This is a genomic window from Type-E symbiont of Plautia stali (genome assembly GCF_059731115.1).
The window spans coordinates 2,685,891-2,705,431 of the sequence record NZ_AP035906.1; the positions used below are offsets into that span (position 1 = coordinate 2,685,891).

Consider the following 19,541-nt stretch of genomic DNA (forward strand, 5'->3'; position numbering starts at 1 on the left):
GGTCCCAACATTTTTACTGCGGCTTTGGCTCGCCCATCGCTTTCAACTTCTTCGACAGCTCGCGACGCTCTTTCGACAGGTCAGCGTTTTTGATGATGTACTCATCGACGCGGTCTTCATAGTCCACACGCATAGATGCAATGATTTCCTGAATCGCCTCAACGCTCATGCCTGGTTTGATGTACTCGCTCAGGTTGTCCAGCAGCAACACACGTTTCTGGTTATCACGGACTTTCTTCTCGTTATCCACGATTTCGCGCTGCAGTTTGTTTTTACGACGAAACATACGCACAAACTCCAGAACGTCCTGAAATGATTGCTTGGCATTTTCCATGTTGGCACCTTTCTTTGAGCCTGCCGCGGCAGGCGGAATAGTCATGAGCTACAGCTTAGCGGCTTGCTAGCTGGATTCGCAATTTTCACAGCTAATTTCGGACTGGCACTTATCTTAGCGCAAAGAAAGGGTGATTCACATTAAGTCATTGCCTGAGAAAACTATTTGCGCAGTGCCAGACGGACCAGATCCGTAATGCGCTCCAGTTGACGCGCCTGTTCCAGACTCAACCACACGTAGCCATAGATCGCCGTGGTCTCTAAGCGCCCGCTGCGGTTGGCAATCAACTGTTCCAGTTCCTGGGTGATCTCCTCCAGTTCATGGCTGTTGGCGATCACGCCTTCCGTCTCCCCTTTCACCATCAATGTGGCCAGCGCGTTCAACGTGTCTTCGGTCATTTTCTGACTGCGGCGCAGCGTCGGGGCATTGAGCAGCAACAGGTGGCTCTCACGTGATGACCACCATGCATCAATTTGCATCTGCATCGTGTTAACCATATTACGGTTGATGGTCTGAATCGCTTCAAACACTGATTTCGGAATACGCGTCTCTTTGCTGGCCGGTTCCAGCAGCGCGCGCATTTTGATCACGCTGGAGAGTTGTTTCTGGAACGGTTTGTTCAGTCGCGGTTTCTCCAGCAGGTTGGCGGAGAAGCCAGTGTGATGCAGTTTCGCCATGGCGATAAACGAATCCGACAGCTGAATGCGCCAGTGCGTATAAGCACGCTGGGCGAGAATGGCACTGAACAGCAGCGCCATGATCGAACCGAGGATCACATCGCCACCGCGCCATAACGCCACGGTGAAGTCACCGGCCGGAGCCCCCACCACTACGCCGAGGGTGATACCTATCAGCAGCGCCATATAAGGGTGTTTGCCGAGCGTCAGATAGCCGCAAATGATCATCACCACGAAGCACCACGACAGCATCATTGGCAGCGAGATCAGCTCCAGCTTCAGGGCGATTAATCCCGATGCCAACCCGGCAAAGGTGCCGCTGATGCGCTGGATGACGCGCGGAAACACATTGCCCCAGGTCGAGATCGGGCCCATCACCACCACCAAGGTAATCAGCGGCCAGGTGCCTTCCGGAATATCCGTCAAACGCACAAACAGAAAACAGAGCACAAAGGCGATAGCGATGCGCACGCCGTGCACAGCGCGATAGTGGCGGTAGAACCAGAACTCAATGGCAGAGATGGGTTTGTCGGCGCGTAACATGGTGGTCCGGGAACGATAAAAATTTGCGCGCTATGTTACCCTGGCGCGACACGAACAATGAGTGCTGCGCAGCACTATTTCCGCACTTTTTTTGCGATTCAACAAGTGCGCTACATCTTATTTTCGCTTATGAAACATAGAAGTAACGCACTGATGATATTAGTCGGCTGCACGTACCGGAATGTACATATCCACCAGCCAGTCGCCGCTGTCAGAGCCGTCGGAAAGGTAGTGTTCGAAGCAGGGACGATTATCCACCTGCCAATCGGTTTTCGTCTTGAGATGATCAAACAGGCTGTGCCAGGCAGTGAAAAAATCGTTGTTCATCACTTCCATGCGCGCATGAAAATATTGCCCACCGGGCAGCAGGCCTTGCTCGATGTCGTCGCCATAGGAGGGCACAGCATCGGTAGGCGCGGTGATCACCGTTTCAACGCGTAGCTCTTCCGGCGGAAGAATTTCAGGATTACCGTAATAGATGGCGAGCCATTCGCCTTCTACACCATGCTGCTCGACCCAGCTTTTAAGCTGGTTAAATCCGTGCGGCACCGTTTCCTGCCAGGGTCCCTGCAGATGATAGCCCAGCCAGCTTTGAGGATTACGCTCGACGATTGATGCTTTCATACTTTTGCCTCCGTTCAGCAGCAGAAAGCCCGCTCTGGCCGCTCCCCGATATCGACGGGAGCGGCCGCGCCATCCGCTGCGGATTACAGTTTCAGTTTCACGTAGTCACTGATACGCGTGATGATGCCGGCTTTACCCACGCCTTGTAAGGCATACAGCGGATAGCTCGCCAGCTGCTTGTCTTTGTCCATGACCTGGATTTCACCCACCTGCTCACCGGCTTTCAGTGGCGCTTCCAGGTCTTTACGCTCAATCACATATTTCGCCATGACGTTTGAAACTTCGGTACGCGGCAGAGACAGATAAATATCCTGAGTGGTGCCGACATCCACTTTGTGCGGATTGCCGTACCAGACGTTTTCGGTGCCGATTTTCTTACCTGCATGGAACAGTTGCACGGTATCGAAGTTGTTCTGACCCCACACCAGCAGTTTACGCGCCTGCTCTTCACGTCCTTTCGAGCTCTTACCGCCCATGATCACCGCAATCAGGCGATGACGACCAACAATGTTTGACGCGATGATGTTGAAACCTGCCGTTTCAGTATGGCCTGTTTTCATGCCATCAACGTGAAGGTTTTGATCCCATAACAAACCGTTACGGTTATTTTGCGTAATCCCGTTCCAGCTCAGGGTTTTCTCCGCGTACATGGCGTAGAAGTCTTGCTCACCGCTGATAATAGCGCGTGACAGCACCGCCAAATCTCGCGCGGTGGTGTGCTGACCCGGCGCATCGAGGCCGTGCACAGTTTCAAAGTGAGTATGCGTCAGGCCAAGCTTCTGTACGTAGTTGTTCATCATATTGACGAAGCTGTCCTGGCTGCCCGCCACATAATCGGCCAGCGCCACGCAGGCATCGTTACCCGAATCGATGATCACGCCACGCATCAGATCGCGCACGGTGACTTTATCGCCCGGCTTGAGGAACATCAGCGAGGAGCCTTTGAACACCGGATTACCCGCCGCCCAGGCATCCTTACCCACGGTGACCACATCGTCACGGGTGATTTTTTTCTGATCAACCGCGCGATCCACTACATAGCCGGTCATCAGCTTGGTGAGACTCGCCGGGTTACGCTCTTCATCGGGATTGCCGGCAGTGAGGATCTGGCCCGTGGTGGCGTCCATTAACACCCACGAAGCCGCATCAATCGGCGGAGGCGTCAGTGGGAATGGCATGCTGTCGTCAGCGTGTGCCAGTGATGCCCAAACAATCATTCCAGATACAGTTACCAGCAGACGCCTTTTCAACACTTCTTCCTCAAATCAAAAAATGAATTTACCGCCGCACGTTTTACGGCAATTAGCGCCTGGATAGTTGAATAAATTGAAAAAAAGTATGAACTGCGGACAAATGCTGTGCGCCTGCCCACAGCAGCGGTAAACAAGGTTGTGCTGCCTGCTGCACACGACTATTCTGTGCGTTGATTTTCTATTGCCAGGATACTGCCGTGCCCGCCTCTGAGTTCACCTTTTTGTTCCACGATTACGAGACCTTCGGTAAGAGTCCCTCACTGGACCGTCCGGCGCAGTTTGCCGGGCTGCGCACCGATAAAGATTTCAATGCCGTAGGTGAACCGCAGGTATTTTACTGCCAGCCCGCTGATGACTATCTGCCGCAGCCGGAAGCGGTGATGATCACCGCCATCACGCCACAGGTGGCTAAAGCGCGTGGCGTGACGGAAACGGCATTTGCTGAACGCATTCATGGGCTGTTTACCGAGCCGCAAACCTGTGTGATCGGTTACAACAATGTGCGCTTCGACGATGAAGTGACGCGCAATATCTTCTATCGCAACTTCTTCGATCCTTACGGCTGGAGCTGGCAGAACGGCAACTCACGTTGGGATCTGCTGGATGTGATGCGCGCCTGTTATGCCCTGCGCCCGGAAGGCATTATCTGGCCGGAAAATGATGACGGCTTCCCCAGCTTCAAACTGGAACATCTCACCAAGGCCAATGGCGTGGCGCACGAACAGGCGCACGATGCGATGTCGGATGTGTATGCCACGCTGGCGATGGCGAAACTGGTGAAAGAGAAGCAGCCGAAGCTGTTTGAGTTTCTGTTTACCCATCGCAACAAGCAGAAACTGATGAACCTGATTGATATTCCGCAGATGAAGCCGCTGGTGCACGTCTCCGGCATGTTCGGTGCGGCACGTGGCAACACCAGTTGGGTCGTTCCGCTGGCATGGCATCCGGATAATCGTAATGCGCTGATCGTAGTGGATCTGGCGGGCGATATGCAGCCACTGCTGGAGCTGAATGCGGATGAACTGCGCGAGCGGTTGTACACCAAACAGAGTGAACTGGGCGACCGCGCGGCGGTACCGATTAAGCTGGTGCACATTAATAAATGCCCGGTGTTAGCCCCAGCGAATACCTTACGTCCTGAAGATGCTGCACGCCTGAATATAGATCGAGAACGCTGTCTGGCGAACCTGGCGCTGCTGCGTCAGCACGCTGAAGTGCGTGAGAAAGCGGTGACGCTGTTTGCGGAAGCCGAGCCGTTCAAGCCATCGGATGATGTCGATGCGCAACTGTATGACGGCTTCTTCAGCGATGCCGATCGCGCAGCGATGAACATCGTGCGCCAAACGCCGCCGCAAAATCTACCGGCTCTGGATTTGACCTTCGACGACAAGCGCATTGCGAAACTGCTGTTCCGCTATCGTGCGCGTAACTTCCCCGGCACGCTGGATGATCAAGAGCAGCAGCGCTGGTTGCAGCATCGCCGTGAAGCGCTGAATGCCGATCGCGTGCAGGGGTTCCTGTTAGAGCTGGAGTCGTTAGCGAGTTTGCATGAGGATAACGCGGAGAAGATGGCGCAGCTGAAAGCGCTGTATTTGTATGCGCAGGAGTTGGTGTCTTAATCGCTCACGCGCGTGATCGTGGCATATCGCAACCTGGTGTGCATAGATGTTTACCAGATTGAAGTTCGTTTGAAATGCATTTCAGATGCAGGCGCACATAAATGTGCGCCATACCCGTTGTCACTTAAGGGTCGCCTTAATGGCGACCGCTGTGAACCTTAAATCATCCCCCACACCAGCCAGGTCAGCGCAAAACCACTTAACCCCATCAGCGTAGTCAGCACCGTCCAGGTTTTCAGGCCATCGGCGACGGATAGCCCCAGATAACGTGTTACCACCCAGAAGCCGGCATCGTTAACGTGGGACAAGCCCAGGCCACCGAAGCACGCCGCCAATGTGACCAGCACACGTTGCATATCGGTCACATCGCCCACCGCCTGACTCAACAAACCGCTAGTGGTGAGAATCGCCACCGTGGCCGATCCCTGAGACGCACGCAATGCCAGTGACAAGATAAAAGCAGCGGGCACCAGCGGCAGATGCAGGGTTTCCAGCGTCACCGCCAGGGCTTTACCGACACCGGATTCCACCAGCACTTTACCAAACGCACCGCCCGCACCCGCCACCAGAATCACACTTGCAGAGCCAGGAATTGCGCGACCGGTCAGATCTTCCAGCTTCTCTTTGCTCCAGCCGCGGCGCACGCCCAGTAACCATGCTGCCAGGGCCAGTGCAATCAGCAGGGCAATTGGCGGGTTACCAATCACCGTCATCACGTCACGCAGAATGCTGCCTTCCGCCAGCATGGTGTGCGCCAGCGTACCTAACACGATCAACACAATCGGCACCACAATCAGACCCGCAATGGTCATCGCACCCGGTGGTGGCACTTCGCTTTTTGGCGTGCCTTCAGGTTTCGCCAGCTGCAACTGCTCAAGTACATCCACTGAGAGGTGGTATTGACGCAGGTTCATCACTTTTGCCACGTAGTAACCGACGATACCCACAGGGATCGAAATCAGGATGCCAAGCATCATTAACCAGCCCATATCGGTATGCAGAATACCGGCGGCGGCGGCTGCGCCTGGGTGTGTCGGCAACGCGACATGCACGGTCAACATCACGCCCGCCATCGGCAAACCAAACTTCAGCGGCGAGACACGCGCCACTTTGGTAAAGCCGTAAATCAGCGGGATCACAATGATAAAGCCGACTTCAAAGAACACCGGAATACCGAGGATAAACGCCGCCATGGTTAAGGCTGCGACGGTACGCTTGATACCGAGCGATTTACTGAAGCGCTGCGCCAGCGATTCGGCACCGCCCGAGGCTTCAATCACTGCGCCGAGCATCGCCCCCAGCACGATGATGATGGTGATGTGACCCAGCAGGTTGCCCATGCCGCTAAAGATGGTTTCCATGATCTTATCAGCCGGGATACCGGTGCTGATGGCGACGGTCAAACTGACAATCAGTAAAGCAACAAACGGATGGACTTTGGCTTTAATCACCAATAGCAGCAATATCACAATGCTGGCAGTAGCGATAGCTAACAGCAACGCGGTAGACATGATAAACCTCTAATTCTATTAGTATAATTTGGGTACAGCTTTCTCTGGCATTGACGGATTCAGACAATTTTTTCCCAGCACAGGGCGCAACGCACTGTGCTGGGCGGTACAACAAAAGTTATTTCGCGTAAGGCGCGAACCAGCCGAGGCCCGCTTCGGTGCGACCGCGTGGGAAATACTCGCAGCCGACCCAGCCGTCATAGCCGACTTCATCCAGCAGGCTGAACAGGTACGGATAGTTGATTTCGCCTTCGTCTGGTTCGTGACGATGCGGCGCAGAGGCGATCTGAATATGGCGATAACGTCCAGCGTATTCGCGAATCAGATGGCTGAGATTGCCGTCCACCAGCTGCGCATGGAACAGATCCAACTGCGTGAACACGTTCGGACGATCGATACGTTCCATCATCGCCAGCGTTTGATACTGGCTGGAGTAGAGGTAGTTCGGCTTCGTCATCGGGTTCAGCGCTTCCAGCAGCAGGCGAATACCGTGCGGCGCAAAACGCTCAGCGGCGTAATGCATATTGCGCACAAAGGTCTCTTCGTAAGCGGTACGATTGGCACCGTTGGGCACTGTCGCCGCCATCACATGCACCTGCGGGCAGTTGAGCGCCAGTGCATATTCCAGCGCACGATCGATATCGGCACGCGCCTCTTCTTCACGACCAGGAATCGCGGATACGCCCCACTCCCCGGCCTGCACGTTTCCGGCTGCGGTGTTGAACAGCACCAACTCCAGATGATGTTTCTCCAGCTCGGCTTGGATCACCTCGGCCGGATAGTCATACGGGAACAGAAACTCAACGGCACGGAAACCGGCGTTCGCCGCTGCGGCAAAGCGTTCAATAAACGGCACTTCGCCGAACTGCGTGGATAAATTGGCTGCAAACTTAGGCATCAGTAATTCCTCAATTCCGCCACTTCGCCATCAGTCAGATAACGAATAGAGCGGTCGCCGAGCGTGAACATCAGACGCGCGGTCTCTTCCAGTTCTTCAGTGTTATTCGCGGCTTCACGCAGCGATTTACCCACCACTACCGGGCCGTGATTGGCCAGCAGGAAAGCGTTGTAACGTGGCGCGAGCTGCGCAAGATCTTCAGCCAGGCGGTCATCACCCGGTTTGTAATAAGGTACGACCGGCACATCGCCCACGCGCATCACCACATAGGGCGTGAACGGACGAATACAGTTTTCGCTGTCGAGATCGTTGAGGCACGAAAGCGCCGTCAGATAGTGACTGTGCAGATGCACCACCGCTTTACAGGCGGGATTGTTTAGATAGAGCGCGCGGTGAAACGCCACTTCCTTAGAAGGCTTGTCACCCGAAATCCACTCGCCCTGCATCGTCACTTTTGACAGGCGGTCGGCCTGCAGTTCGCCGAGGCAGGATCCGGTTGGCGTGGCCAGCAGGTTGCCGTCTTCCAGCAGCAGTGACAGGTTGCCTGCTGAACCGGTGGCGTAACCGCGCTGGAAAAAGGAGGCGCCCAGTTGCACCATCTCTTCACGTGCTTGTTGTTCGGTCATGCTGAAAACTCCGTTTGTGCGCGGGCAAAGAATTGTTCGTCGCCAAAGTTGCCTGACTTCAGGGCCAGCGACAGCGGCTGCTGGATGTCACGCACCCACGGCACGCCAGGGGAGATCATCGGGCCGATGTGGAAGGCCGTTACGCCCAGGCTTTGCGCGACCACGCCAGAGGTTTCGCCACCGGCGACAATAAAGCGCTGCCAGCCGCGTGATTTCAGCTCACGAGTCACGGCGGCAAACAAGTGCTCAACCGCTTCGCTGCTGCGTGCCGCGCCATACTGCTGCTGAATTGCCTGCAGTTGCTGGGCATCGGCTGTGGCAAAGAGCAAAGGTGCCAGAGGCTGCTGGTTATTCGCCGCCACCCAATCACACAGCTCCTGCGCGTAGCCTTGCGCATCGTCGAGGCAGCGCTCAACCAACACTTCATGTGATGGCGCCTGCTGGCGATAAGCCTGCACCTGACGATTGGTCATCTGCGAGCAAGAGCCAGAGATCACCACTGCACGTTCGCCTTGTGGACGCCCCGCTTGCTCGGCATCGCTGTTTTGCTGCTGGGTAGCCCAGGCGCGTGCGATACCGATTGCCAGTCCGGAACCGCCGGTCACCAACACGGTTTCTTTCAGCGCTTCGCCCTGGGTTAGCAGATGCTGCTCGTTGAGCGCATCCAGCACCACGTAGTTGATGCCCTGCGCTTTCAGCTCACCCAGCTGTTCACGCACCGCTTCCGCGCCTTTGTCCAGCTGAGCAGCATTGATCACCGCCGCCTGCCCTTTCGCCTGGCGCGTCATCAGACGCACCAGATTGCTGTCGGTCATTGGTGTCACCGGATGATGGCGCATGCCCGATTCAGACAGCAGCTGATCGGCAACAAACAGATAGCCCTGATACACGGTACGACCGTTCACCGGCAGCGACGGTGAGATCACCGTTTGCGTTTCGCCCAGTGCGGCCAGTAGTGCATCGGTGACGGGACCGATGTTGCCGTGTTCGGTGCTGTCGAAGGTTGAGCAATATTTGAAATAGAAACGGTCACAGCCCTGCTGTTGCAGCCAGGCAAGCGCTGCCAGAGACTGGTCGATTGCCTGCTGTGCCGGGCAAGAACGTGACTTCAGGCTGATGACAATCGCCTGCGCGCTCAGATCGTCATGACCTTGCGGCACGCCGTTAAACTGAATAGTGGGCAGACCGTTTTGCACCAGGAAGCTGGCAATGTCCGTTGCACCGGTAAAGTCGTCTGCAATCACGCCTAAACGCATGGTGACTTCTCCTTTGACTCGGGCAGCGTGATGCCGCTGAAAATCTTGATGACTGCGCTGTCATCTTCACGACCGTGACCGGCATTGCTGGCTTCGGTGAACATGTTGAGTGCGGTAGACGCCAGCGGCAGTGGGAAATGCAACGATTTGGCGGTATCGGCCACCAGGTTGAGATCTTTCACAAAGATATCGACGGCAGATTTTGGTGAGTAGTCACCGTCCACCACATGACGCATGCGGTTCTCAAACATCCACGAGTTACCCGCAGCGTTGGTCACCACGTCATACATGGTATCGAGTGGGATGCCTGCACGCGCAGCCAGCGCCATCGCTTCTGCACCCACCGCAATATGTACGCCCGCCAACAGCTGGTGAATAATTTTCACCGTTGATCCCAGGCCAATTTCGCTGCCCACGCGATACACTTTGGCGGCAACCGCGTCCAGCACCGGCTTCAGCAGGGCGAAGGCTTCATCGCTGCCGGACGCCATCACGGTCATCTCGCCTACTGCCGCTTTTGCTGCGCCGCCTGAGACTGGCGCATCCAGCATCAGCAGTTGATGTTGTGCCAGTTGCTGTTCAATCGCCTGCGCGTCTTGTGAAGAAATGGTGGAAGAAACCATCACCACCGTGCCCGGCTTGAGTTGTGCCGCCAGACCGGTTTCGCCAAACAAAATCGCTTTCACCTGCGCCGCGTTAACCACCAGCAGCAGTACGGCATCTAACTCTTGCGCGAAGCTGGCAGCGGAAGTTTGCGCATCACGCGCGCCGGCCTGACGCAGGGTTTCCAGCGCCTGCGGATTTAAATCAACGCCCCAGGTGTTCAATCCAGCGCGAATACAGGACTGCGCTGCGCCCATGCCCATGGAACCCAAACCAATGACGCCAATGTTATTCACGGTTGCTGACACAGCACACCTCCGTTGTTAATTTAAGTGATATTTTGTTCAATGGTGTTAATTCTGCCGCAGTTACTGGCGGAGAAACGTGCGGTAAATCACAAAAATTAACTTACACGCACAGCGTATAACATCGATTCACACTTCGGAATCCCTGCAGGAACCCCTGTTCTGGCGGGATATTTGCTAACATTTGCCTGGGATAAATTGTGCTGCAGGCTGTGAATTGATGCCTTACAATGTGAAAAATTGGTAATTCAGGGAGAGCGATGTGATTCCGGTAGAACGTCATCAACAAATTTTAGCGCTGGTTGCCGAACGCGGCGTGGTAAGCATTGCCGAGCTTACCGAGCGTTTAGGTGTATCACACATGACGATACGTCGTGATGTGCAAAAGCTGGAGGAGCAAGGTGCCGTGCTGTCGGTATCGGGCGGCGTGCGCTCGGCGGATCGTCTGGCTGCTGAGCCATCACATCTGGCGAAAACCAGCATGTACAGCAGTGAAAAGATGGCGATTGGTCAGTTTGCCGCGCGCCATATTCCGCGCAACAGCTGTATTTATCTCGACGCAGGCACCACCACGCTGGCGCTGGCTCGCGAACTGGTCGAGCGTGACGATTTGTTGGTGGTCACCAATGATTTCGTGATTGCCCGGCTATTGATGGAGAGCAGCGGCTGCAAGCTGATTCACACTGGCGGCACCGTATGTCGCGAGAATCGCTCCAGCGTCGGCGAATCAGCGGCGAGAAGTCTGCGCATGCTGGCGATTGATATCGCGTTTATCTCCGCATCCTGCTGGGGGCCGCGCGGCTTGTTTACACCCGATGAAGATAAGGTGCCGGTCAAGCTGGCGGCCAGCGATGTCAGCAGTAAGCGCGTGCTGTTGAGCGACAGCTCGAAATACAACAAGATTGCCACCCATCTGGCATTACCGCTGGAGCGCTTCGATACCCTCGTAACCGATACAGAATTAAGTAAAGCGGGACGTGAAACGCTTAGTGCGGGGAGTTGGGAGTTGGTGCTGGCGGGTTGAGTTTGCTGGTCTAAAAGCAAAAGGTCGCCAACAAGGCGACCTTTTGCATACGACACGAAGTCTTTATCCGCTGCGCATAATGCGCAACGAAAATTACACTTCTTCGCTGAACTGCGGAACCGGATTGCGGAAGGTGCGAGTAACAAACGCCAGGTAAATAATACCGACCGCTGCCCACACCAGGCCGAGCACCATCGAGGTCTCTTCCAGGTTGATCCACAGTGCACCCACTGTCAAAGCACCCATCACTGGCAGCACCAGATAGTTGAGGTGATCTTTCAGCGTCTTGTTACGCTTTTCACGGATCCAGAACTGCGCAATCACTGACAGGTTGACGAAGGTGAATGCCACCAGCGCACCGAAGTTGATCAGCGCAGTGGCGGTCACCAGGTCGAAGTTAATCGCCAGCAGTGCCACAGCGCCCACCAACAGCACGTTCAGCGACGGCGTGCGGTATTTCGGATGCACGAAGCCAAAGAAACGCTGCGGGAACACGCCATCACGGCCCATCACATACATCAGACGGGAAACGCCCGCGTGTGCCGCCATACCGGAAGCCAGTACGGTAACCACAGAGAAAATCAGGATGCCGATCTGCAAGGCTTTACCTGCCACGAACAGCATGATTTCAGGCTGTGAAGAGTCCGGATTCTGGAAACGCGAGATGTCCGGGAAGTACAACTGCAGGAAGTAAGACACACCGATAAAGATCACACCACCAATCAGCGCGGTCAGGAAAATCGCGCGCGGGATAGTACGTTCTGCATCTTTGGTCTCTTCTGACAGCGAACTGATGCCATCAAAGCCGAGGAACGAGAAGCAAAGTATGGTTGCACCGGTAATCATCGGCACCACATGGGCATTCTCAGACCAGAAAGGCTTGCTGCTGGTCAATGTTCCTGCGCCAACACCGTGCGCCACACCGTAAACCACCATACCAGTAATCACCACCATCACCACAACCTGCAGCACGACGATCACGCTGTTGAAGTTGGCAACGGTTTTGATACCACGGAGGTTAGAGATGGTCATAAAGGCCACCAGCAACACCACGAAAATCCACGACGGAATGCCCGGCACCAGCGTCTCAAAGTAGCTTTTCGCCAGCAGGATGTTGATCATCGGCATGAACAAATAGTCCAGCAGTGATGACCAGCCCACCATAAAGCCGACGTGCGGACTGATAGCCTTCTGAGCATAGGTGTAAGCGGAGCCCGCAGATGGGAAGCGGCGTACCAGCTTGCCGTAGCTCACGGCAGTAAACAGTATCGCGATCAGCGCGAAAGCATAAGCGGTGGCGACGTGGCCGTCGGTCAATCCAGAGACGATACCGAAAGTATCAAACAGGGTCATTGGCTGCATATACGCCAGGCCCATCATGACAACCGGGATCAAGGTCAGGGATTTTTTCAGGTGTGCACGCTGTGGTGCGGCGGTGTTAAGCGACATTGTTCAGGCCCCCAACAGAGGTGATCTGCGGGATACTGCGCAAAGTGCTGCAGTGAGAAGTGATATTAGTGTTTGCGATTGTCGCCGCGCCGTAATCATCACGAAAGCGAGAACCAGCTTGCGCTGGTGCAATTGTAAACAGCCCCATCTTTGTTTTCCTCAAATCTCACGCCCAAGCGTGTTGTCAGTATCTATCTATCCGGATGCGTGTCCGGCCTCGGTAATGTGTGTGTGTACTGCAATCTGCAAAAAAATAACCGACGTGATAAGCGTCGGTTATGTTTCGAATTTTGCAGGGGACGTATTCTGCCCCAACTTATGCCATCGGCACAAGACGTTAGCGAAATTCTTCTGCGAGTCAGGCGTTCTTCAGCATCCAGTCAATCTCCGTGGCGGTGATAAGCCGTTCAAACTGCATTAACTCGTTCTGTTTGCAGCTGTGCCACACGCCGCTGAAATGCTCGCCGAGCAGTTTTTGCAGAGGATAGCTATTCTCGAATTCGTACAGCGCATCGCTCTGTCGCACCGGCAATGGCAGCCCTTCTGCCTCATGTCCATTGCCCTGCACCGCATGCGGTAAGGGTAGCTGATTATCCAGACCGTGCAAAATACCGGCAAGAATTGTTGACACGACCAGGTAAGGATTTGCATCCGCACCGGCCACACGATACTCCACGCGATGGTTATCCACATCGCCGCAGGGAATACGTAAAGCAACAGTTCGGTTATTGTGCCCCCAGGAGGCCTGTAACGGCACGTAGGCTTCCGGTAAGAAGCGGCGATAGGCATTAACGTTCGGTGCCAGAAGTGCCATTGAAGCCGGCATCAAATCGATCATCCCGGCCAGCGCGCGTTTCAACAGCGGTGAATCGCTGCCGTCGTCGAGTGAAAAGGCATTATGATCGGCGGCATCCAGCATGCTGATATGCACATGCATCCCGCTACCCGCGTACTCTTCATAAGGTTTCGCCATAAAGGTCGCAGTCATACCGTGGTTTTCGGCCACCTGACGCACCAGGCGTTTGAGCAAAATCGCATGGTCGCAGGCTTTCAATACATCACGGGTATGATGCAGGTTGATTTCAAACTGGCCCGGCGAGGCTTCCGCCAGCGCACCATCAGCGGGAATGCCCTGCTGTTTGGCAATATCGTCGATATCCCGCAGAACATCAGCGAAATGGTCGAGATTATCGACTGAATAAACCTGACTCTGGATATTACGTTCGTCACTACCCGGCGCACAGGGTGGCTGGATGTACCCTTCCGCATCACGCTTTTTATCGACCAGATAGAACTCCAGCTCTACCGCTACCACCGGGAATAGCCCTCGATTGCGCAGTTGCTGCCACAGCCGATTGAGGACATTGCGGGGTTCAACGTCAAAGGGAGTGCCATCTTGGTTACACATTGTCAGCAGCAATTGCGCGATGCGTTCAGGATCGGCGGCAGAAGGAATTAAAGTTCCGGGAACCGGGATACAGAGGTTGTCGGGTTCGCCCAGTGACTGTCCGAGTCCGGCTTCTTCGACGGTATTTCCGAGGATATCCATGGCGAAAACCGAGGCCGGGAAGTAACACCCTTTTTCCAGTTTTGCCAATGCAGAGATGGGAATGCGCTTACCGCGAAAGACCCCATTTAAATCATTAAGAAGAATATCGACATACTGCGTTTCAGGATGGCGTTCCAGCCAGGATTTAACCTCCAGCTGGAACGCGCTTGTTCGTTTCTCTTCACTGTGCCGCGTGAAGTCTTCTACTTCTACGAGGTTCGTCATGTTCCCACCCGCCCTTTACCGTTTAATATTGGTTCGCGCAATGCTCAAAATAACAGCCACTCCTCTAACATAGCGCTAACGCAAAAAGTGTGCAAATGTAACAATTCTGTTGAAAGAACGAACAACCGGTTGCTAGATTGACAATATATTGCACACTTTTCAGGCCGGATGCGCAAAAACGGTGAAAATATTGAACAGCAACGCGGAGACGTTATGGGCATTATTTTTGACAAACCCTTGATTGGCGTAGTGATGTGTCAGAACCACATCGGCAGCCATCTCGGGCAAACGGTTCACAATAAGTATCTCGATGCCATCGTGCTTGCCGGTGGTGTTCCCTTGCCTTTGCCGCATCAACTGATGCATGCCCCTCATCTATTAGAAAACAGTATGACGCTGCTGGACGGCATTTTGCTTACCGGCAGCCCGAGTAATATCGAACCCTGGCATTACGGTGAAGAAGGTAAAGAGGAGCATGCCGATCCGGCGCGTGACCGCCTCGCCTTCGGCATCATCACTCATGCGATTGGCAAAAAGATGCCGATTTTCGGTATTTGCCGTGGCTTGCAGGAGTTGGTGGTGGCCAACGGGGGTTCCCTGTATCGCCAGCTGCATATGACGCATCTGTTTCAGGAGCATCGTGAAGATGATGCGCTGCCGCTCGAACAGCAATACGCGCCGGTGCATGAGGTTCAGCCTGAAGCGGAAGGTTTGTTGAGCCAGGTGCTTGGCAGCGCGCAATCCTTTGCCGTGAACTCTCTACATGGACAAGGCATCCGCGAACCCGGCCCGCAGCTGCGTATTGAAGCACGTGCGCCTGATGGGCTGATTGAAGCGGTGAGTTTGCGCCAGCATCCGTTTGCACTTGCGGTGCAGTGGCATCCGGAGTGGCACTCCGATGACGACCCGGTTTCGCAACGCCTGTTTGCGGCTTTTATCCACGCGGCTCTCTGTTATCACAAGGAAATACAGCCATGAATGATGCCACTCTGGCGCCCGGACGACGTTTATCGCAAATCCGGCAGGAGATGGGATTGTCTCAGCGTCGCGTCGCTGAGTTGTCAGGACTCACACACAGTGCTATCAGCACCATTGAGCAGGACAAAGTCAGCCCAGCGCTGAGTACCTTGCAGAAATTGCTGAAGGTGTACGGCTTGTCGTTGTCAGAGTTTTTCTCGGAGCCAAAGGTAAACAGCACGCCGCGCGTGATCGTACGTCCGGAAGAGTGCGTGGAGATCGGCAGCCTCGGCGTGTCGTTGCGTTTGGTGGAGAACGGCGCTGAAAAACGTGCGCTGGCGATGTTGATTGAACGCTACGAACCGGGTTCCAGCACCGGAGAGAAACTGCGTCATCCTGGTGAAGAGACCGGCACGGTGCTGGAAGGAGAAATCACGCTGGTGGTTAATGGTCAGAGTTATCACCTTTATTGTGGCGAGAGTTACGTGATCGATACCGGCTTGCCGCACAGTTTTACCAATACGTCTGAGCTGCCGTGTCGCATCGTCAGTGCGCACACCCCAGCGAATTTCTGAGTTCACGCGCTAAAGGAGGATGTGATGCAACATGTGGGAAGTTATTACGCCGCAACCGCGAATGCGCATGAGCCGTGGCCCGAACTGCAGGAATCGGTGCAGTGTGATGTCTGTATTATTGGCGGCGGATTTACCGGCCTCTCCTCGGCGCTGTTTTTGACCGAAGCCGGTTATGACGTGGTGCTACTCGAAGCGGCAAAGATTGGTTTCGGAGCCAGCGGTCGTAACGGGGGCCAGGTAGTGAATTCTTACAGCCGCGATGTGGATGTAATTGAACAACGCTACGGCAAAGACGTGGCGAAGATGCTGGGCAATATGATGTTTGAGGGCGCGGAGATTATTCGCGATCGCATCGACCGTTATGCTATCGCCTGTGATTACCGTCCTGGCGGCATTTTTGCCGCGTTGAATCAGCGTCAGATGGGGCACTTGCGCAGCCAGAAAGCCAACTGGGAGCGCTATGGTAACCATAATCTGGAGCTGCTGGATGAGCGCGCGATTCGTCGTGAAGTGGCGACCGATCGCTATGTCGGCGGCTTGCTGGATAAGCGCGGCGGGCATCTGCATCCGTTAAACCTGGCACTGGGTGAAGCGGAAGCGATTCGCCGTCACGGTGGGCGCATCTATGAACAATCTGCGGCACTGGAAGTAAAGTATGGCGAGCCGCATCGGGTAAAGACCGCTAAAGGTGAAGTCACTGCCACCTTTATGATTTTTGCCGGTAATGCTTATCTCCCCTCACAACTGGAACCGCGCCTGAGCCGTAAAAGCATGCCGTGTGGCTCGCAAATCCTCACCACTGAACCATTAAGCCGTGACCAGGCGTTGGGTTTATTGCCGAACAATCACTGCGTCGAAGATTGTAATTATCTGCTGGATTACTTCCGCCTCACCGCCGATAACCGCCTGTTGTATGGCGGCGGTGTGGTATATGGCGCACGTGAGCCGGATGATATTGAAGCATTGATCCGCCCTAAGTTGTTACGCACTTTCCCTCAACTGAAAGATGTGAAATTCAGCCACCGCTGGAGCGGTAACTTCCTGCTGACGCTGTCACGTATGCCGCAGTTTGGGCAAATCGAGAAGAATGCGTTCTTTATGCAGGGGGATAGCGGACATGGCGTGACCTGTACCCACTTGTCGGGAAGGCTGATTGCCGAGGTGCTGCGTGGACAGGCAGAAAGGTTTGATGCGTTTGCCAAATTGCCACATTTACCGTTTCCGGGCGGCAGAAGGTTTAAGGTGCCGCTGACGGCAATGGGTGCGGTATGGTATGCGTTGAGGGATCGGCTGGGGGTTTAACCGCAACGCATTGTCGCGGCGCAATTTATTGCGAGTGTTGTTTAACCCGCGATAAATCGCGCCGCTAGCGAAATAGTGCAGAAGTCTGCACTCGCACGTCAATCTCACTCCAGCGGCATTTTCATCGGATCATCGTAGCTGTACTCAAATCCCAGCTCGTTGCAGATCTTCGAGCCATCAACCACCTTCCCCGCAGACCGCTCCGGCTCAGCAACGAACGTTGGTGCCACCAGCACCAGCTGCTTCGAAACAAACGGATAAAAATCATCACGCGCGGGATGTTTCGACGCGCACAGGTTGTAGACGCGTCCACCTTTCGGCGTTTGCAGCAACAATACAATCGCATCCACCACATCATCCAGATGCACCAGATTCACCGCATGGCCGCCATTCTCCAGCCCGGTTTTACCGGCAAGGAAACGCCCCGGATGTCGATTCGGCCCAACGAGCCCTGCCAAACGCACAATATCCACGCTGGTGCCCGGCAGATCGTGCAGCCAGTTTTCCAGCTCCACCAGCGTTTTACCCGCCACGCTCTCCGGCTGCAGCGCGCTGCTCTCTTTCATCACACCCGTACCGGTGCCATACACCGATGACGAACTGGTAAAGATGATACGCGGGACTTTGTGCGCCAGAGCGGTATCCACCACATTCTGCACCGCTTGCATATAGTCTTCGCCACCCTGTACGGTGCGGCTTGCAGGCAAAGTCACCACCAGCGCGTCCACCGCCATCAGCGTGGCTAATTCATCGGCTTCACACTCAATTTCCGGGGTGAGCACCAGTTGAAACGCCTCAATACCGCATCGGCGCGCAGCATCCACACCATCGGGTGAGGTTTTGCTGCCGGTGACCTGCCAGCCGCGTGCCGTCAGCGCCATCGCCAGCGGCATACCCAGCCATCCCAGACCTACAATCGCGACTTTTTTCATACCGGCTCCTGCTTTACAACGCTAAGACACTTCATCTTAGTCCCAGCCGTTATGGCAAACCAGCGCAAACTGTTGCGGAAGGTTCCGAGAACTGACGTTAAAAAAGGGTTGCCAATCGCCGTCATCTTCGTTAGGTTAATCAGCACGCAAATGAATACTCATTCAGCAACGGAATTTACTATGACACGCGTTCAGTTCAACCACCATCATCACCATCATCCTGACTAGTCTTTCAGGCGATGTGTGCTGGGAGACGATTAGGATCTTCCAGTGGTGCGAACGCAAAGAGAGCCCCCGGAAGATCATCTTCCGGGGGTTTTTTTATGGGCGAACGCAACCCAACTGAGTTCAGACAGGATTGAATAAGAGGACAGGAACCATGTTAGATAACACCCGTTTACGCATAGCTATGCAGAAATCTGGCCGTTTAAGCGATGAATCACGCGAATTGCTGGCACGCTGCGGTATTAAAATTAACCTTCAGCAGCAGCGTCTGATTGCGTTTGCGGAGAACATGCCTATCGATATCCTGCGTGTGCGTGATGACGATATTCCAGGCCTGGTAATGGATGGCGTGGTTGACCTGGGCATCGTCGGTGAGAACGTGCTGGAAGAAGAGCTGCTGGACCGTCGCGCACAAGGCGAAGACCCGCGCTACTTCACGCTGCGTCGCCTCGATTTCGGCGGTTGCCGCCTGTCGCTGGCGATGCCAGTGGATGCGGAATATACCGGCCCGCAGTGCCTGCAGAACTCACGTATTGCCACCTCTTATCCGCACCTGCTGAAGAAATATCTCGATAAGCAAGGCGTCTCCTTTAAGTCTTGCCTGCTGAACGGTTCGGTGGAAGTCGCGCCACGTGCGGGTTTGGCCGATGCCATTTGCGACCTGGTATCGACCGGTGCCACCCTTGAAGCCAACGGCCTGCGTGAAGTGGAAGTCATCTACCGCTCTAAAGCGGTACTGATTCAACGCGATGGCGAGCTGCCAGCAGCCAAGCAAGAACTGATCGACAAAATGATGACGCGTATTCAGGGCGTGATCAAAGCGCGTGAATCCAAATACATCATGCTGCACGCGCCAAGCGAGCGTCTGGAAGAAGTGATCGCCCTGCTGCCAGGTGCTGAGCGCCCTACCGTATTGCCGCTGGCAGGCGAAGTGAGCCGCGTGGCGATGCACATGGTGAGCAGCGAAACCCTGTTCTGGGAAACCATGGAAAAACTGAAAGCGCTGGGTGCCAGCTCGATCCTCGTACTGCCAATCGAAAAAATGTTGGAGTAA

Annotated in this window: 19 protein-coding genes and 1 other annotated feature; of the genes, 7 read left to right on the forward strand and 12 right to left on the reverse strand. The window is 54.8% G+C overall.

The features are described 5' to 3' along the window. Positions 1-13 precede the first annotated feature (13 nt). The 4 genes from tmaR to dacD form a co-directional block, all read right to left on the reverse strand. A complete protein-coding gene (gene tmaR, locus AC6I8L_RS12380) occupies positions 14-334 on the reverse strand; it encodes a PTS system regulator TmaR (RefSeq protein WP_034824689.1) in 321 nt (106 codons plus the stop codon). A gap of 161 nt (positions 335-495) precedes the next feature. Continuing rightward, a complete protein-coding gene (locus AC6I8L_RS12385; protein WP_058962283.1) occupies positions 496-1,554 on the reverse strand; it encodes an FUSC family protein in 1,059 nt (352 codons plus the stop codon). A gap of 159 nt (positions 1,555-1,713) precedes the next feature. After that, positions 1,714-2,178, reverse strand: a complete 465-nt coding sequence (locus AC6I8L_RS12390; RefSeq protein ID WP_058962284.1) for a GyrI-like domain-containing protein — start codon at positions 2,176-2,178, stop codon at positions 1,714-1,716. An 83-nt stretch (positions 2,179-2,261) separates the two neighbouring features. After that, a complete protein-coding gene (gene dacD, locus AC6I8L_RS12395) occupies positions 2,262-3,428 on the reverse strand; it encodes a serine-type D-Ala-D-Ala carboxypeptidase DacD (RefSeq protein ID WP_201785698.1) in 1,167 nt (388 codons plus the stop codon). A 200-nt stretch (positions 3,429-3,628) separates the two neighbouring features. On the opposite strand from dacD, the gene sbcB reads away from it, so the two are divergent. Next, positions 3,629-5,050, forward strand: a complete 1,422-nt coding sequence (gene sbcB / locus AC6I8L_RS12400; RefSeq protein ID WP_058962286.1) for an exodeoxyribonuclease I — start codon at positions 3,629-3,631, stop codon at positions 5,048-5,050. Positions 5,051-5,208: 158 nt separating this feature from the next. Here the strand turns inward: sbcB and AC6I8L_RS12405 are convergent, their stop codons facing one another. The 5 genes from AC6I8L_RS12405 to ltnD all read right to left on the reverse strand — a co-directional run bounded on the left by AC6I8L_RS12405 (position 5,209) and on the right by ltnD (position 10,207). Beyond that, positions 5,209-6,561: a GntP family transporter gene (locus tag AC6I8L_RS12405; RefSeq protein WP_058962287.1), complete on the reverse strand. Its 1,353-nt coding sequence runs from the start codon at positions 6,559-6,561 to the stop codon at positions 5,209-5,211. Positions 6,562-6,679: 118 nt separating this feature from the next. After that, the gene (locus AC6I8L_RS12410) at positions 6,680-7,459 is read right to left on the reverse strand and encodes an HPr family phosphocarrier protein (protein WP_058962288.1); all 780 of its coding nucleotides are present in this window, start codon (positions 7,457-7,459) and stop codon (positions 6,680-6,682) included. Continuing rightward, a complete protein-coding gene (gene otnC / locus AC6I8L_RS12415) occupies positions 7,459-8,085 on the reverse strand; it encodes a 3-oxo-tetronate 4-phosphate decarboxylase (RefSeq protein ID WP_034824702.1) in 627 nt (208 codons plus the stop codon). The genes AC6I8L_RS12410 and otnC overlap by 1 nt, the downstream gene beginning before the upstream one ends. Next, on the reverse strand, positions 8,082-9,341 hold the full coding sequence (gene otnK, locus AC6I8L_RS12420) for a 3-oxo-tetronate kinase (protein ID WP_498013927.1): 1,260 nt from the start codon (positions 9,339-9,341) through the stop codon (positions 8,082-8,084). The genes otnC and otnK overlap by 4 nt, the downstream gene beginning before the upstream one ends. Beyond that, positions 9,332-10,207, reverse strand: coding sequence for an L-threonate dehydrogenase (ltnD, locus tag AC6I8L_RS12425; protein WP_058962289.1), 876 nt, complete (start codon positions 10,205-10,207; stop codon positions 9,332-9,334). The genes otnK and ltnD overlap by 10 nt, the downstream gene beginning before the upstream one ends. 304 nt (positions 10,208-10,511) lie before the next feature. Here ltnD and ygbI point away from each other — a divergent pair, with 304 nt between their 5' ends. Then, entirely contained in the window at positions 10,512-11,273 is a 762-nt protein-coding gene (ygbI, locus tag AC6I8L_RS12430) for a DNA-binding transcriptional repressor YgbI (RefSeq protein ID WP_034824708.1), read from the forward strand. A gap of 93 nt (positions 11,274-11,366) precedes the next feature. Here ygbI and AC6I8L_RS12435 read toward each other — a convergent pair whose 3' ends face one another. Together AC6I8L_RS12435 and AC6I8L_RS12440 are read right to left on the reverse strand one after the other, a co-directional pair. Then, entirely contained in the window at positions 11,367-12,722 is a 1,356-nt protein-coding gene (locus AC6I8L_RS12435; protein ID WP_058962044.1) for an APC family permease, read from the reverse strand. Between the two features lie 358 nt (positions 12,723-13,080). Then, on the reverse strand, positions 13,081-14,496 hold the full coding sequence (locus AC6I8L_RS12440; protein ID WP_058962043.1) for a glutamine synthetase family protein: 1,416 nt from the start codon (positions 14,494-14,496) through the stop codon (positions 13,081-13,083). Positions 14,497-14,709: 213 nt separating this feature from the next. Between AC6I8L_RS12440 and puuD the strand changes: the two genes are divergently transcribed. From puuD to AC6I8L_RS12455, 3 genes are read left to right on the forward strand one after another with little or no spacing between them, the layout of a single operon-like run. Further along, the gene (puuD, locus tag AC6I8L_RS12445) at positions 14,710-15,474 is read left to right on the forward strand and encodes a gamma-glutamyl-gamma-aminobutyrate hydrolase (RefSeq protein WP_058962049.1); all 765 of its coding nucleotides are present in this window, start codon (positions 14,710-14,712) and stop codon (positions 15,472-15,474) included. Then, positions 15,471-16,028 (forward strand): HTH-type transcriptional regulator PuuR, encoded by a 558-nt coding sequence (puuR, locus tag AC6I8L_RS12450; protein WP_034824711.1) that lies wholly within the window; start codon positions 15,471-15,473, stop codon positions 16,026-16,028. Before puuD ends, puuR begins: the two co-directional genes overlap by 4 nt. Before the next feature lie 24 nt (positions 16,029-16,052). Beyond that, entirely contained in the window at positions 16,053-17,330 is a 1,278-nt protein-coding gene (locus tag AC6I8L_RS12455; protein WP_058962042.1) for an NAD(P)/FAD-dependent oxidoreductase, read from the forward strand. A gap of 104 nt (positions 17,331-17,434) precedes the next feature. Here the strand turns inward: AC6I8L_RS12455 and AC6I8L_RS12460 are convergent, their stop codons facing one another. Then, a complete protein-coding gene (locus AC6I8L_RS12460; protein ID WP_058962041.1) occupies positions 17,435-18,262 on the reverse strand; it encodes an SDR family oxidoreductase in 828 nt (275 codons plus the stop codon). A 180-nt stretch (positions 18,263-18,442) separates the two neighbouring features. On the opposite strand from AC6I8L_RS12460, the gene hisL reads away from it, so the two are divergent. Both hisL and hisG read left to right on the forward strand, forming a co-directional pair. Then, complete coding sequence (gene hisL / locus AC6I8L_RS12465) at positions 18,443-18,490, forward strand: his operon leader peptide (RefSeq protein WP_100396937.1); 48 nt, start codon at positions 18,443-18,445, stop codon at positions 18,488-18,490. Then, positions 18,466-18,587 (forward strand) — a sequence feature (His leader region). It overlaps the preceding gene by 25 nt. Before the next feature lie 54 nt (positions 18,588-18,641). Then, a complete protein-coding gene (gene hisG / locus AC6I8L_RS12470; RefSeq protein WP_058962040.1) occupies positions 18,642-19,541 on the forward strand; it encodes an ATP phosphoribosyltransferase in 900 nt (299 codons plus the stop codon).

What these genes read in the sequence shown, in the direction of transcription:
- tmaR (WP_034824689.1), bottom strand. Translation starts at nt 334, where the DNA reads ATGGAAAATGCCAAGCAATCATTTCAGGACGTTCTGGAGTTTGTGCGT.
- otnK (WP_498013927.1), bottom strand. Translation starts at nt 9,341, where the DNA reads ATGCGTTTAGGCGTGATTGCAGACGACTTTACCGGTGCAACGGACATT.
- puuR (WP_034824711.1), top strand. Translation starts at nt 15,471, where the DNA reads ATGAATGATGCCACTCTGGCGCCCGGACGACGTTTATCGCAAATCCGG.
- AC6I8L_RS12455 (WP_058962042.1), top strand. Translation starts at nt 16,053, where the DNA reads ATGCAACATGTGGGAAGTTATTACGCCGCAACCGCGAATGCGCATGAG.
- AC6I8L_RS12435 (WP_058962044.1), bottom strand. Translation starts at nt 12,722, where the DNA reads ATGTCGCTTAACACCGCCGCACCACAGCGTGCACACCTGAAAAAATCC.
- AC6I8L_RS12390 (WP_058962284.1), bottom strand. Translation starts at nt 2,178, where the DNA reads ATGAAAGCATCAATCGTCGAGCGTAATCCTCAAAGCTGGCTGGGCTAT.
- AC6I8L_RS12440 (WP_058962043.1), bottom strand. Translation starts at nt 14,496, where the DNA reads ATGACGAACCTCGTAGAAGTAGAAGACTTCACGCGGCACAGTGAAGAG.
- AC6I8L_RS12385 (WP_058962283.1), bottom strand. Translation starts at nt 1,554, where the DNA reads ATGTTACGCGCCGACAAACCCATCTCTGCCATTGAGTTCTGGTTCTAC.
- AC6I8L_RS12405 (WP_058962287.1), bottom strand. Translation starts at nt 6,561, where the DNA reads ATGTCTACCGCGTTGCTGTTAGCTATCGCTACTGCCAGCATTGTGATA.
- AC6I8L_RS12460 (WP_058962041.1), bottom strand. Translation starts at nt 18,262, where the DNA reads ATGAAAAAAGTCGCGATTGTAGGTCTGGGATGGCTGGGTATGCCGCTG.
- ltnD (WP_058962289.1), bottom strand. Translation starts at nt 10,207, where the DNA reads ATGGGCATGGGCGCAGCGCAGTCCTGTATTCGCGCTGGATTGAACACC.
- hisG (WP_058962040.1), top strand. Translation starts at nt 18,642, where the DNA reads ATGTTAGATAACACCCGTTTACGCATAGCTATGCAGAAATCTGGCCGT.
- AC6I8L_RS12410 (WP_058962288.1), bottom strand. Translation starts at nt 7,459, where the DNA reads ATGCCTAAGTTTGCAGCCAATTTATCCACGCAGTTCGGCGAAGTGCCG.
- otnC (WP_034824702.1), bottom strand. Translation starts at nt 8,085, where the DNA reads ATGACCGAACAACAAGCACGTGAAGAGATGGTGCAACTGGGCGCCTCC.
- puuD (WP_058962049.1), top strand. Translation starts at nt 14,710, where the DNA reads ATGGGCATTATTTTTGACAAACCCTTGATTGGCGTAGTGATGTGTCAG.